11 protein-coding genes and 1 pseudogene are annotated in these 13,529 nt (G+C 67.4%); 7 read left to right on the top strand and 5 right to left on the bottom strand.

Annotation, left to right across the window (positions count from 1 at the left end; translation table 11 throughout):
• Nucleotides 1–24: 24 nt before the first annotated feature.
• The 4 genes from urtB to DFR43_RS07675 form a co-directional block, all read right to left on the bottom strand.
• The gene (gene urtB, locus DFR43_RS07690) at nt 25–1,611 is read right to left on the bottom strand and encodes an urea ABC transporter permease subunit UrtB (protein ID WP_133597375.1); all 1,587 of its coding nucleotides are present in this window, start codon (nt 1,609–1,611) and stop codon (nt 25–27) included.
• Nucleotides 1,612–1,682: 71 nt separating this feature from the next.
• Nucleotides 1,683–2,960, bottom strand: coding sequence for an urea ABC transporter substrate-binding protein (urtA, locus tag DFR43_RS07685; protein ID WP_133597373.1), 1,278 nt, complete (start codon nt 2,958–2,960; stop codon nt 1,683–1,685).
• Between the two features lie 157 nt (nt 2,961–3,117).
• Complete coding sequence (locus DFR43_RS07680) at nt 3,118–4,134, bottom strand: response regulator transcription factor (RefSeq protein WP_245988865.1); 1,017 nt, start codon at nt 4,132–4,134, stop codon at nt 3,118–3,120.
• Nucleotides 4,109–7,633, bottom strand: coding sequence for a hybrid sensor histidine kinase/response regulator (locus tag DFR43_RS07675; protein ID WP_245988864.1), 3,525 nt, complete (start codon nt 7,631–7,633; stop codon nt 4,109–4,111). The genes DFR43_RS07680 and DFR43_RS07675 overlap by 26 nt, the downstream gene beginning before the upstream one ends.
• 109 nt (nt 7,634–7,742) lie before the next feature.
• Between DFR43_RS07675 and DFR43_RS07670 the strand changes: the two genes are divergently transcribed.
• The 7 genes and pseudogenes from DFR43_RS07670 (at nt 7,743) to ureG (ending at nt 12,191) form a co-directional block, all read left to right on the top strand.
• A complete protein-coding gene (locus DFR43_RS07670; protein WP_133597307.1) occupies nt 7,743–8,045 on the top strand; it encodes an urease subunit gamma in 303 nt (100 codons plus the stop codon).
• Nucleotides 8,046–8,065: 20 nt separating this feature from the next.
• Nucleotides 8,066–8,245: a hypothetical protein gene (locus DFR43_RS07665; RefSeq protein WP_133597305.1), complete on the top strand. Its 180-nt coding sequence runs from the start codon at nt 8,066–8,068 to the stop codon at nt 8,243–8,245.
• A gap of 10 nt (nt 8,246–8,255) precedes the next feature.
• Entirely contained in the window at nt 8,256–8,561 is a 306-nt protein-coding gene (locus DFR43_RS07660) for an urease subunit beta (RefSeq protein WP_133597303.1), read from the top strand.
• Nucleotides 8,561–10,306, top strand: a complete 1,746-nt coding sequence (gene ureC / locus DFR43_RS07655) for an urease subunit alpha (RefSeq protein WP_133597301.1) — start codon at nt 8,561–8,563, stop codon at nt 10,304–10,306. The genes DFR43_RS07660 and ureC overlap by 1 nt, the downstream gene beginning before the upstream one ends.
• Nucleotides 10,307–10,331: 25 nt before the next feature.
• Nucleotides 10,332–10,835 (top strand): annotated as a pseudogene (gene ureE, locus DFR43_RS07650) (urease accessory protein UreE); the annotation flags it as partial.
• Nucleotides 10,822–11,532 carry an urease accessory protein UreF gene (locus DFR43_RS07645; protein WP_133597299.1) on the top strand — a complete coding sequence of 237 codons (711 nt, stop codon included), beginning with the start codon at nt 10,822–10,824 and terminating at the stop codon, nt 11,530–11,532. The pseudogene ureE and the gene DFR43_RS07645, both read left to right, overlap by 14 nt.
• Nucleotides 11,529–12,191, top strand: coding sequence for an urease accessory protein UreG (gene ureG / locus DFR43_RS07640; protein ID WP_133597297.1), 663 nt, complete (start codon nt 11,529–11,531; stop codon nt 12,189–12,191). The genes DFR43_RS07645 and ureG overlap by 4 nt, the downstream gene beginning before the upstream one ends.
• A gap of 22 nt (nt 12,192–12,213) precedes the next feature.
• Here ureG and DFR43_RS07635 read toward each other — a convergent pair whose 3' ends face one another.
• Complete coding sequence (locus DFR43_RS07635; protein WP_133597295.1) at nt 12,214–13,512, bottom strand: glycerate kinase type-2 family protein; 1,299 nt, start codon at nt 13,510–13,512, stop codon at nt 12,214–12,216.
• Between the last annotated feature and the right edge of the window lie 17 nt (nt 13,513–13,529).

Raw genomic sequence — 13,529 nt, 5'->3', positions numbered from 1 at the left:
GAGGCTTCCGTGTGGTGAAGGGGCTCAGGCTTGCCGCCCTTTGAGGGCAAAGATCCCTTGCGGCCGTTTCTGGATGAAGACGATGATGAAGACCAGCACGGCGATCTTGGCCAGCACCGCGCCCGCCCAGCCTTCGATGAACTTGTTCAGCAACCCCAGGCCCAGGGCCGCATACACCGTGCCCGCGAGTTGCCCCACGCCCCCCAGCACCACCACCATGAAGCTGTCGATGATGTAGCCTTGGCCCAGATCCGGCCCGACGTTGCCAATCTGACTCAAGGCCACGCCGGCCAGCCCCGCAATGCCGGAGCCCAACGCAAAGGCATAGGTATCGACACGCGCCGTGTTGACGCCCATGCAGGCCGCGATCGGCCGGTTTTGCGTCACGCCGCGCACAAACAGGCCGAGCCGGGTGCGGCTGATGATCAGCGCCACCGCCACCAGCACCGCCACGGCAAAACCGATGATGACGATGCGGTTCCAAGGCAGCGTGAGGTTGCCCATCACCACCACGCCGCCACTCATCCAACTGGGGTTTTCCACCGCCACGTTCTGGGCGCCGAACAGGCTGCGCACCCCCTGCATCAGGATCAGGCTCAGGCCCCAGGTGGCCAGCAGGGTTTCCAGCGGGCGGCCGTAGAGCCAGCGGATGACGCCGCGTTCCATCACCGCGCCCACCAGCGCCGACATGAGGAAGGCCACCGGCAACGCGGCCAGCACGTACCAGTCGAAAGCCCCCGGCAGGTACTGCCGGAACAGCCCTTGCACCACATAAGTGGCGTAGGCGCCGATCATGATCAGTTCGCCGTGCGCCATGTTGATCACGCCCATCAACCCATAAGTGATGGCCAACCCCAGGGCGGCCAGCAGCAGGATGGAGCCCAGACTGAGGCCGGTGAACAATTGACCGGCCACCTGGCTGCGCACGAGCGCCGCATCCACCCGCGACAAGGCTTGAGACAGGGCCACGCGCACGGTCGGCTCGGTCTCCACCTCCAGCTGGCGTGCGAGTTTGCTGCGAACGATCGTCTGCCCGACTTCGCCAAGGGCCTGGGCGGCCGCCAGGCGCAGGGCCGCATCGCCGCTGCCCAGCCACAACGCCGCGCGGGCTTGCTCCAGCGTGCGCCGCGCCCGGTCGTCGAGCCGATGCGCGTTTTCAGGAGCCAGGGCATTTTCGATCACGGCCAGCTGCGACTCATCAGGCTGGTTGAACACACTGGCTCGCAGCCGCAAGGCCGCCTCACGCTGGCGGCGCACATCGTCGCCCAGCAAATCCATGCCCGCGAGCGTGCGCTGCACAGCACCCCGCAAGCGGTTGTTGATCATCACGCTGGCAGCCCCATCGGCCGTCTCAGCGGCCCCGGTCACGGCGTCGATGGCGGCGTCGCCCTCCACGATGAGCACCTGCTCGCCACGCACCTTCACCGCCTCGCGGGCCATGGCCCGAATCAGCGCTTCGGCACGCGGGTCGCCCGAAGCGGCCAGCCGCTCCATGGCGGCGATGCGGTCGGCGGTATCGCCTTCGGCAAAAGCCAGGGCGTCTTCCGGGGATAAGGCGTGCGCTGCCCCGGTCCATGCCAGAACCAGGCACAGCCACCACGCCCCCCACATGCCACCCCACCGGGCCCAGCCTGAGCGCTCCACCACCCACTCACATCGCCAACGCATCGTCAAGCTCCTGCTCAGGCAGACTTCTGCGGCGTGTCGGGCTTCTTGTCGTTGCCTTCGATGAACGGGCTCCAGGGTTGGGCACGCACCGGGCCTTTGGTTTTCCAAACCACATTGAACTGGCCATCGGCGCGCACTTCGCCAATGAAGACGGGCTTGTGCAGGTGGTGGTTTTTCTCGTCCATCTTGGCCTCGAAACCGTTCGGGGCCTTGAAGGTCTGGCCGCGCATGGCCACGCGCACCTTGTCCACTTCGGTGGACTTGGCCTTTTCCACCGCCTGCTTCCACATGTGGATGCCGATGTAGGTGGCCTCCATCGGGTCGTTCGTCAGGGGGCGGTCGCGGTGCCCGGGGATGTTCTTGGCCTTGGCGTAAGCGGCCCACTTCTTGGTGAACTCGTCATTGACCGGGTTTTTCAGGCTCATGAAATAGTTCCAGGCCGCCAGGTGCCCGACCAGGGGGCGGGTGTCCACGCCGCGGAGTTCTTCCTCGCCCACGCTGAAGGCCACCACAGGCACGTCAGTGGCCTTGAGGCCTTGGTTGCCCAGCTCTCGGTAGAAGGGCACATTGGAGTCGCCGTTGATGGTGGAGACGACGGCCGTTTTCTTGCCTTGGGCCGAGAATTGTTTGATGCGGGCGATGATGGACTGGTAGTCGCTGTGGCCGAAGGGCGTGTACTCCTCCATGATGTCGCTATCGGGGATGCCCTTGGACTTCAGGAACGCGCGCAAGATCTTGTTGGTGGTGCGCGGGTACACGTAGTCGGTACCGAGCAGCACGAAACGCTTGGCCGAACCCCCGTCGGCGCTCATCAGGTATTCCACCGCCGGAATCGCCTGCTGGTTGGGAGCCGCACCGGTGTAGAACACGTTGGGGCTCATTTCCTCGCCCTCGTACTGCACCGGGTAGAACAGCAGGCCGTTGAGTTCTTCGAATACCGGCAGCACCGATTTGCGACTGACCGAAGTCCAGCACCCAAACACCGCCGCCACCTTGTCCTGCGTCAGCAGTTGGCGGGCACGCTCGGCAAACAGGGGCCAGTTGGAGGCGGGGTCCACCACCACGGCTTCGAGCTTGCGCCCCAGCACGCCGCCCTTGGCGTTGATTTCTTCGACCGCCATCAGCACCGTGTCCTTCAGCACGGTTTCGGAAATCGCCATGGTGCCCGACAGGCTGTGCAACACCCCCACTTTGATGGGCGTGTTGGCGCGGGCGGGCCAAGCGGCCAGACTGCCCAGGGTGCCGACGGCCGCTGCGGCCGAAAGGGCTTTGAGGGTGGAACGACGTTTCATCATGGCAGGGCTCCAGTCGAGGTGAAAACACTCAAGGTCAAACGGGCGATCCGTCCGCGACGTGGCCGGGTGGGCCAGCGCATCGCGGACGGTTTTGATGCTAGGGTTTGCCCTGATGCCTGTCTGTACGCCGGGTGGCGTATGTGTCTGCACCCTCTCAGCCTGCGGTGCGCTCGCTCAAGGTAGGCACACGCTGCAAGGCCATGGCCGCGGCAGCGGTCCGGGTTTCCACACCGAGCTTGGCATGGATGCGCTCCAGATGCTTTTTCACGGTCGCAGGACTCGCGCCCAGGATGTCGCCAATGTCACGATTGGTCTTGCCTTTGGCCACCCAGTACAGCACTTCGGCCTCGCGCGCCGTCAGGCCAAAGGTTTGCATCAGCCCCTGTAGGGCGCTGGCGTCCGAGGTTTCCTGCATCACGATCAGCCACTCGCCGCCCTCCCCGTTGGGGGCGGCGTCGGCCGGATCGCCCACGGCACGGTGCAAGCGAAACGTCAACCGCCGCGGGCCGTGGCTCAAGGTCAGGCGGGGCGGCTCCACGGGGGCAGTAGCGCCCTGCCGGACATCGGGCACGTGGCGACGCAACCATTGCAGCACGGGCTCGGGCGTCTCGGGCGCCTGGGTGCCGCAATAGCGCCACAAAAGCTCCCGGGCCAGCGGGGTCTGCCACATCAAGCGGCCATCGCGTTCCCGCACCGTCATGGTGGCATAGCCAAAGGCATCCAGAGCGTTGCGCGCCTGCTCTTGCTCCAACTCCCCACGACGCACCTGCCGCGCCGTGCGCAAATGCACCCCCATGCGGGCGATCACCTCTTGGGGTTTGACCGGCTTGGTCACGTAGTCCACCCCGCCCGCGTCCAGCGCCTGCAGCAGGTGCTCGGTCTCGGTCAACCCGGTCATGAAGATAATGGGAATGTGCGCCGTCTGCGGATCGGCCTTCAGGCGTCTGGCCACCTCGAAGCCATCCATGCCGGGCATGATGGCATCGAGCAGCACCACATCGGGCTGGGCCTGCCGGGCACGGGCGAGGGCGGCTTCGCCGTCCAAGGCCACCAGCACGGTGTGCCCGGTTTCGTCCAGCGTATCGTGCAAAACGGCCAGGTTTTCCGGTACATCGTCCACGATCAGCACCACCGGGGAGCCGTCTTCAGTCTCGTGAAGGTTCCAGCGCACCAAGCACCTCCTGCAACACCTGTTCAATCTGTTCAAACCGGAATTCACGGGCCCACACGCGCAAGCGATCGCCTGCCGGCCCTGGGCACAGCTCGTCGAGGCGGCGCACCAGGCCCCGGTAGTGCCCCAGCCGGGCCGAGGCGAGCAAACCGTGCAAATCGGCCGCCGACAGCGCGCGCAAATCCTCCCAAGACGTTTCAGTCGCCGGCAAATTCATGCGCTGGGCCGACATGGGCGCTGAGTGGGACGGCAGCCAGGTCAGGTCGAGCCGCCGGGCCAGCCAGCGCAGCAAGTCATCGCGCCGCACGGGCTTGACGAAAAAGTCCTCGGCACGCAGGCCGATCGGGTTGTCCAGCCCTTTGTCAAAGGCATTGGCGGACACGACTGCCCACGCCGGGGCCGGCCAGCCTTGCCCTTGCGCCAGGGAACGGATATGCGCCAGCGCCTGCCAGCCGTCCATGCCGGGCATGGCCAGGTCCATGAACACCGCGTCGGGGCGCAGCCCGGCCTCCAGCAGGGCCAGGGCTTGTTCACCGCAGGTGGCCAGGTGAACCTCGAAGCCCAGCGGCGCCAGCCACCGTTGCAGCAATTGCCGGTCGTCTTCCTCATTGTCCACGACCAGCAGGCTGCGCCGTGGCCCGGCGTAGCCGTCCACCTGCAACGGGTGGGCATCGGCCATCGCTTGCGCTTCGCCATGCCACTCGGGCAGGAACAGGCGCAGCCGGAACACGCTGCCCTGCCCCGGTGCGCTGTGCACGGTCATCTCGCCCCCCATGAGGTCGGCCAGCATCCGGGCGATGGTCAATCCCAGCCCGGCCCCATGGGCGCCCGGCTGCGCCGCGGCCAATCCCCGGGCAAAGGGCTCGAACACCCGCTCCCGCTCGGCCGCGGTCATGCCCGGCCCGGTGTCGCAGACCTCGAACACCGCCATCTCGCGCACATACTGCACCCGCAAGGTCACGCTGCCTCGCACCGTGAACTTGACCGCATTGCCCAACAGGTTGATGAGGATCTGACGCAGCCGCCGGTCGTCGGCGCGCACGGCCTGCGGCCAGCGGGTGGGCGGCTCGAAAGCAAACGACAGTCCTTTGGCCTTGGCCTGCAGTTCGAACATGCTGGCCACGTCGTGCAACAGGGCTTTGAGATCCAGCGGCCTGACGTCGAGGGTCAGGCGGCCCGCCTCGATGCGAGCGATGTCGAGCGTGCCTTCGATCAGCGACAGCAGGTGCTCGCCACTGCGCAGGATGACCTGTACCGCATGGGCGCGATGGGGCGGCAGCGCGGCATCCTGCTGCAGAAGTTGGGCGTAGCCCAGAATGCTGTTGAGCGGGGTGCGTAGTTCGTGGCTGATGGTGCTGACGTAACGCGTCTTGGCCTGGTTGGCCTGGTCGGCCTGTTCACGGGCCCGCTCGGCGGCCTGCTTGGCCTGCTGCAGGGCGGCGTCGGTGCGGCGGTGGGATTCGATTTCCTCCATCAGCAGCCGGGTTTGCCGGTTGGATTCCTCCTGCGCCACCTCGCGGCTCTTGTGCGCCAGCACCAGCCACCAGGCCACCACGGCCGCCACCATCAGCAAAGCCGCATACACCTTGATGAATCCGGCGTGCAAGGCCGCCAGTGCTTCCTCCCCCGCCGGCAAGGCCTCGGCCGACAGCAGCCGGTGCCACTCGTGGCGGTACAGCACGGCCAGCACCGCCGCCAGCACCGGCGCAATCACGAGCATCAGCAGCAAAAAATGCCCCAGGCCGGCATCGACCCGAGGCCACCAGCGTGGCGGCAACAAACGGTGCAGCACCTGCTCCCACTGACGCGAGAGGCGTGCATGGGGTTTGCACGCGTCGGCACAGCGGGCATCGAGCGTGCAGCACAGCGAACAGATGTCGCCCTGATAGGCCGGGCAATGCGCCATGTCCGGCGCTTCGTAAGCCGACTCGCACACCACGCAACGTTTCAGCGGCGCCCGGGCCAGGTAGCGGCCATGGGTGGCGGCGTCGGGTATATCGCCACTGGGGGGCGGGGCCTCGGGCTGGCGGGCCAGGTAGTAGCGGCCCCGCGTGGCCCAGGCGATCAAGGGCGCGGTCAGAAACGCCGTCACCATGGCCACCACCGCCGAGAACGCCTGTGCCATCGGCCCCATCAGGCCCAAATGCGCGGCCATGCCCAGCGCCGATGCCAGCGTCATGGCCCCCACCCCCACGGGGTTGACGTCGTACAGATACGCCCGCTTGAACTCGATGCCACGCGGCGACCAGCCCATAGGCTTGTTGATGACGAGATCGGCCACCACCGCCATGATCCACGCGATGGCGATGTTGGCATACAGGCCCAGCACATCGCCCAGGGCCTCGAACACGTTCATCTCCATGAGCATGAAGGCGATGGCCGTGTTGAACACCACCCACACCACCCGGCCTGGGTGATGGTGGGTCAGCCGGGAGAAAAAATTGCTCCACGCCAAGGAGCCTGCGTAAGCATTGGTGACGTTGATCTTGAGCTGCGACACCACCACGAACAGCGCCGTGGCCGCCACGGCCCAGCCGTGGGGCAACAGGTATTCGTAAGCGGCCAGGTACATCTGGTTCGGGTCCACCGCGCGTTCGGCGCCCCCACCGTGGCTGAGCACCAGATGGGCCAGCAACACACCGCCCAGCATTTTCAGCACGCCAATCACCACCCAGCCGGGGCCGCCGGCCACCACGCCCAGCCACCAGCGCCCCCGGGTGCGCTGGGTGGGCGGAGGCATGAAGCGCAGGTAATCGGCCTGCTCCCCCATCTGGGTGATCAATGCCACCCCCACCGTCAGCGCCGCCCCAAACAGGTGCCACTGAAATGCACCACCTTCGCCACTCGCCCCAGCGTAGTGCGCCACCGCGGCAAACGCCTGCGGTTCCAGCCAAGCCACGGTCACGAAAGGCACGACCATCATCACCAGCCACAGGGGCTGCGTCCAGACCTGAAAGCGGCTGATGACCGACACCCCGTGCGTGACCAGCGGAATCACCACCAGGGCGCAGATCAGGTAGCCCCAAGCGGGCGGTATACCCAGCGCCAACTCCAGCGCATAGGCCATCACCGCGGCTTCGAGCGCGAAAAAGATGAAGGTAAACGACGCATAGATGAGCGAGGTGATGGTGGACCCGATGTAACCGAACCCGGCACCGCGCGTCAGCAGGTCCATGTCCACGCCATAGCGGGCGGCGTAGACACTGATGGGCAATCCCGCCAAGAAAATGATCAACCCGGTGACCACGATGGCCCAAAAGGCGTTCAGAAACCCATACTGGACCAGCAACGTGGCCCCCACCGCCTCCAGGATGAGAAACGACGCCACCCCAAACGCCGTGTTGGCCACCCGCCACTCCGACCATTTGCGAAACCGCTGCGGGGCGAAGCGCAGGGCGTAGTCTTCCAGCGTCTCGCTGGCCACCCAGCTGTTGTAATCCCTCCGCACCTTGACGATGCGCTGGACAGGCACGGCATGTTCGACGGCTTCGGGTTTCACGCCTGCTCAGGGTGCAGCTTTCGTGCCATGCGCCATCCAGCGTATGGCGACCTGTCACGGTCAACAGGCATACTCTGAACCGAGGCACGCATATTGCAAGAGCCAGCGCATGGAACTCTCCCCCCGCGACAAAGACAAGCTGCTCATCTTCACCGCCGCGCTGCTGGCCGAGCGCCGGCGCGCGCGCGGGCTCAAGCTCAACTACCCCGAGGCGGTGGCCCTGATCAGCGCCTATGTGATGGAAGGGGCCCGCGACGGCAAGACGGTGGCCGAGCTCATGAGCGAAGGTCGCACCGTGCTCAGTCGCGCCGACGTCATGGAGGGCGTGCCGGAGATGCTCGCCGACATCCAGGTCGAAGCCACCTTCCCCGACGGCACCAAGCTCGTCACCGTGCATCAGCCCATCGTCTGAACCGCTCCAGGAGCCCCGATATGCCCTTCACCGCCAAGCTCCCCCGCCTGCTTGCCCCGGCCCTGACCTGGCTGGCCCACGCGGCCCACGCCCACGAGGGCCACGGCCTGCCCGGCGCCCACTGGCACGCCACCGACGTGCTGGGCTTCGTCGCCCTGGCCGCGGCCATCGGTGCGGTCATCTGGTTCACCCGCAAATGAAGGGGCGCCCATGATCCCCGGCGAGCTTTTCATCGACGCGGGCGAGCACCCGCTCAACCCCGGGCGGCGCACCATCACCCTGGTGGTGGTCAACACGGCCGACCGCCCCATCCAAGTCGGCTCGCACTACCACTTTGCCGAAACCAACGCCGCCTTGTCGTTCGACCGCGCCGCCGCGCGCGGCATGCGGCTCAACATCGCCAGCGGCACCGCCGTGCGCTTCGAGCCCGGCCAGCAGCGCACCGTCGAGCTGGTGGACTACGCGGGCACTCGTGAGGTGTACGGCTTTCGCGGCCTGGTGCAAGGAGCGTTGTGATGGCCAGCATTTCCCGCCGCGCCTATGCCGAGATGTTCGGCCCCACCGTGGGCGACCGCGTGCGCCTGGGTGACACCGCCCTCGTCATCGAAGTCGAGCGCGACTGCACCCTGCAAGCCGGCGGCTACGGGGAGGAGGTCAAGTTCGGCGGCGGCAAAACCATCCGCGATGGCATGGGCCAGAGCCAGCGCAGCCGCGCCCAGGGCGCGGTCGATCTGGTCATCACCAACGCCCTCATCGTGGACCATTGGGGCATCGTCAAGGCCGACATTGGCGTCAAGGACAGCCGCATCGTGGGCATCGGCAAGGCCGGCAACCCCGACGTGCAGCCGGGCGTGGACATCGTCATCGGCCCGGGCACCGAAATCCTGGCCGGCGAAGGCCTGATCGTCACCGCCGGCGGCTACGACAGCCACATCCACTTCATCTGCCCGCAGCAGATCGAAGAAGCGCTCATGTCCGGCATCACCACCATGACCGGGGGCGGCACGGGCCCCGCCACCGGCACCAACGCCACCACCTGCACGCCGGGGCCGTGGCACATCGAGCGCATGCTGCAGGCGGCCGACGCCTTCCCCATGAACCTGGGCTTTCTAGGCAAGGGCAACGCCAGCCAGCCGCAGGGCCTCATGGAGCAGGTGGAGGCCGGCGCCATCGGCATGAAGCTGCACGAGGACTGGGGCACCACCCCGGCGGCCATCGACGCCTGCCTGGACGTGGCGGAGCAGACCGACACCCAGATCTGCATCCACACCGACACGCTCAACGAAAGCGGCTTCGTGGAGGACTCCATCGCCGCCTTCAAGGGCCGCACCATCCACACCTTCCACTGCGAAGGCGCAGGCGGCGGCCACGCACCCGACATCCTGAAGGTGGTGGGCGAAGCCAATGTGCTGCCCTCCTCCACCAACCCCACGCGGCCCTACACCGTCAACACGCTGGAAGAGCACGTGGACATGCTGATGGTGTGCCACCACCTGGACGCCTCCATCGCCGAGGACCTGGCCTTTGCCGAAAGCCGCATCCGCAAGGAAACCATCGCCGCCGAGGACATCCTGCACGACCTGGGCGCCATCAGCATCATGAGCAGCGACAGCCAGGCCATGGGCCGGGTGGGCGAGGTCATCTGCCGCACCTGGCAGACCGCGCACAAAATGAAGGTGCAGCGCGGCTGGCTGCCCCCCACGCCGGGCCGCGACGAGCCGGTGGAGCAAAACGACCGCAACGACAACTTCCGCGTCAAGCGCTACATCGCCAAGTACACCCTCAACCCGGCGATTGCGCACGGCGTCAGCCACATCGTCGGTTCGGTGGAGGTGGGCAAATGGGCCGACCTGGTGCTGTGGAAGCCGGCCTTCTTCGGCATCAAGCCCGCACTCGTCCTCAAGGGCGGCATGATCGCCGCCGCCGCCATGGGCGACCCCAACGCCTCCATCCCCACGCCGCAGCCGGTGCACTACCGGCCCATGTTTGGCAGCTTCGGTGGTGCCCTGCACAAAACGTCGCTCACCTTCGTGTCCCAGGCCGGGCTGGCCGCGGGCATCGGCCAGCGCTACGGCCTGCAGAAACCGCTGGTGGCCGTCAAGGGCTGCCGCGCCATCGGCAAGCGCGACATGGTGCTCAACGACTACGCCCCGCGCATGGACATCGACCCGCAGACCTACGCCGTGCGCGCCGACGGTGTGCTGCTGACCTGCGAGCCCGCCGCCGAATTGCCGCTGGCCCAGCGCTATTGCCTGTTCTGAACACCACGCCGCACGAATGCCCGACATGCTCTACGCCACCCGCTGCATCCCTCAAGGCCAAGGCCTGGCCCCGGTGCTGCTGAACCGGGCGGCCACCGTCACGCTGGACTGGGACCAGCGCCAAAAAAGCCGCTTCGACTGCGAAGACTCCCAAGGCCGGCGCATCGGGGTGTTCCTGCCCCGCGGCACGGTGGTGCGCGGCGGCGATGTGTTGCTCGCTCAAGACGGTTCGCTGCTCAAGGTCGTGGCCGCGCCGCAGCCGGTGTTGCGCATCACCCATTGCCGCGAGCACGGCAGCGCGTTCGATCTGCTGCGTGCCGCCTATCACCTGGGCAACCGCCACGTGCCCATCGAGTTGCAGCCCGATCACCTCAAAATCGAGCCCGACCACGTGCTGGCCGACATGCTGCGCCAGATGCACCTCGTCGTGCAGGAAGCGCGCGAACCGTTCGAGCCCGAAGCCGGCGCCTACGGGGGACACGGCCACGCGCATGCACACGCCCACGGCCACCCGCATGACCACAGCCACTGACCAGCGCCAACTGTCCCTGCTGTGGCTGGCCTCTCCGGCCCTGCCCATCGGGGGGTTTTCCTATTCCGAAGGGCTGGAGGCCGCCGTGCACGCTGGCTGGGTGCATGACGAACCCAGCGCCAGCGACTGGCTCAGCGGCCAGCTCGCCCTGTCGCAGGCGCGGGCCGATCTGGCCGTCATCGCCGCCGCGCTGGCCGCCTGCCGCGCCGGCGATGGGCCGCGCCTTCAGGCGCTGGACGAATGGGTGCGCCAAACCCGCGAAACGGCCGAACTGCGTCTGCAAACCGAGCAAATGGGCCGATCCCTCATGGAGTGGCTCCGCAGCTTGGACGCGGACGCCGCCGTGCTGCCGCTGTGGCCAGCCGCCTGGCGCAGCCCCACCTATCCCGTGGCCTATGCCTTGGCGCTGCACCACCGTCTGGGCGCCGATGCCCCTTGGCCCCAAGCCCAGCGCGACGCCTTGCTGACCGCTGCCTTCGCCTGGGCCGAAAACATGGTGCAAGCCGCGATCAAGGCCGTCCCACTGGGGCAAAGCGCCGGGCAGCGCATCATTGCCCGCTTGTGTCAGGACATCCCGGCGGCCATCGACGCCGCCCTGGCCGCGACCGACGCCACCCGGCAATCCTTCGCCCCCATGCTGGCCATCCTCTCGGCCCGGCATGAGACCCAGTACTCCCGCCTGTTTCGCTCATGAATGCACCCGCCATGCACCACATCCCCGGCCGCACCAAAACCCTGCCTCCGCTGCGCGTGGGCATTGGCGGCCCCGTCGGCTCCGGCAAAACCACGCTGCTGGAAATGCTCTGCAAGGCCATGCGCGAGCGCTATGACCTCGTCGCCATCACCAACGACATCTACACCAAGGAAGACCAGCGCCTGCTCACCGTCAGCGGCGCGCTGCCGCCCGAGCGCATCTTGGGCGTGGAAACCGGTGGCTGCCCGCACACCGCCATCCGCGAGGACTGCTCCATCAACCTGGAAGCCATCGACCGCATGCTGGCCCAGTTCCCCAACGCCGACATCGTGTTCGTGGAAAGCGGCGGCGACAACCTGGCCGCCACCTTCAGCCCCGAGCTGAGCGACCTCACCATCTACGTGATCGACGTGGCCGCTGGCGAAAAAATCCCCCGCAAAGGCGGCCCCGGCATCACCAAGAGCGACCTGTTCGTCATCAACAAGACCGACCTCGCCCCCCACGTGGGTGCCAACCTGGACGTGATGGCCGCCGACACCGCCCGCATGCGCCCCGACCCGCAGCGCCGCCCCTGGGTCATGACCAACCTCAAGACCCAGGAAGGCTTGGCCGAGGTCATCCGCTTCATTGAGCAACGGGGCATGCTGACCGCCGCCTGAGCCCCCAGACACGCGGCAGCGGTCAGCCTTCGATCAGGATGGCGCGGAAGTCGTTGACATTGGTCAGCGTCGGCCCCGTCACCACCGAATCCCCCAGGGCTTGGAAAAAGCCGTGACCATCGTTGTTCGCCAGCGCATCCAGCGGCCGCCGTCCAAGCGCCCAGGCCCGCGCCAGGGTGTCGGGCCCCATCACGGCACCGGCGATGTCTTCCAGGCCATCCACCCCATCGGTGTCACCCATCAGGGCGTGGATGCGCGGATGCCCGCCGGTGGCGATGGCCAAGGACAGCAGGCACTCCACATTGCGCCCACCGCGGCCCTGGCCGCGCACCGTCACCGTGGTTTCGCCGCCCGACAGCAACACGCAGGGCGCCGCGAACGGCTGCCCACGCTCGGCCACCTGCAAAGCCATGCCGGCCAGCACCTTGCCCACGTCACGCGCCTCGCCTTCGATGGCATCGCCCAGAATGTGCGCCGCGTAGCCGGCTGCGCGCGCCACCCGCGCCGCAGCCTCCAGCGCCATCTGCGGGGTGGCCACCATGCGCACCTCGGCCCGCGCCAGGCGGGCATCCCCCGGCTTGACCGACTCGCCACGCCCACTCTCCAGCACCTCGCGCACCGGCGCAGGCAACTCGATGCCGTAGCGCTGCACAATCGCCAGCGCATCGGCGCAGGTGGTCGGGTCGGCCACGGTCGGGCCGGAGGCAATATCCATCGGCCGGTCACCTGGCACGTCCGAGAGCAGCAGCGTGATCACCCGCGCCGGATGACACGCTGCCGCCAGCCGCCCGCCTTTGATCGCCGAGAGGTGGCGCCGCACGACATTCATCTCGCCAATGCTGGCGCCACTGGCGAGCAAGGCCCGGCTGACCGCTTGCTTGTCGGCCAGCGTGATCCCGTCCAGCGGCAAAGGCAGCAGCGCGGAGCCGCCGCCGGAAATCAGGCACAGCACCACGTCCTCCTCGCGCAGCTCTCGCACCCGTGCCATGATGCGCCGGGCCGCGCGCAGACCGGCTTCGTCCGGCACGGGATGCGCCGCCTCCACGATCTCGATGCGCCGACAGGGCACCGCATGGCCATACCGCGTGACCACGAGTCCACTCAGACGCTGCGGGTCCCCCGCCCAGTGCCGTTCCACCGCCTGCGCCATGGCGGCCGACGCCTTGCCCGCCCCGATCACCACCAACCGACCACGGCCCAGCGCCTCTGGCGTGGGCAGATGGGCAGGCACGCACAAGGCAGGCTGGGCCGAAGCCACGGCGGCATCGAACAGCCGACGCAACAAAACGGTGGCCTGGGCAACGGTGGGCGTCGATGGCATGGCGGGGTTCATACCCG

This window comes from Tepidicella xavieri, from assembly GCF_004363315.1.
GTDB classification, from domain to species: domain Bacteria; phylum Pseudomonadota; class Gammaproteobacteria; order Burkholderiales; family Burkholderiaceae_C; genus Tepidicella; species Tepidicella xavieri.
Note: the sequence above shows the minus strand (reverse complement) of the source record. Positions and strands in the feature narration are given on the sequence as shown.

Coding starts and splice junctions, on each gene's coding strand:
- DFR43_RS07635 (WP_133597295.1), bottom strand. CDS start 13,512: ATGCCATCGACGCCCACCGTTGCCCAGGCCACCGTTTTGTTGCGTCGG.
- DFR43_RS07670 (WP_133597307.1), top strand. CDS start 7,743: ATGGAACTCTCCCCCCGCGACAAAGACAAGCTGCTCATCTTCACCGCC.
- ureC (WP_133597301.1), top strand. CDS start 8,561: ATGGCCAGCATTTCCCGCCGCGCCTATGCCGAGATGTTCGGCCCCACC.
- ureG (WP_133597297.1), top strand. CDS start 11,529: ATGAATGCACCCGCCATGCACCACATCCCCGGCCGCACCAAAACCCTG.
- DFR43_RS07665 (WP_133597305.1), top strand. CDS start 8,066: ATGCCCTTCACCGCCAAGCTCCCCCGCCTGCTTGCCCCGGCCCTGACC.
- urtA (WP_133597373.1), bottom strand. CDS start 2,960: ATGAAACGTCGTTCCACCCTCAAAGCCCTTTCGGCCGCAGCGGCCGTC.
- DFR43_RS07660 (WP_133597303.1), top strand. CDS start 8,256: ATGATCCCCGGCGAGCTTTTCATCGACGCGGGCGAGCACCCGCTCAAC.
- DFR43_RS07645 (WP_133597299.1), top strand. CDS start 10,822: ATGACCACAGCCACTGACCAGCGCCAACTGTCCCTGCTGTGGCTGGCC.
- urtB (WP_133597375.1), bottom strand. CDS start 1,611: ATGTGGGGGGCGTGGTGGCTGTGCCTGGTTCTGGCATGGACCGGGGCA.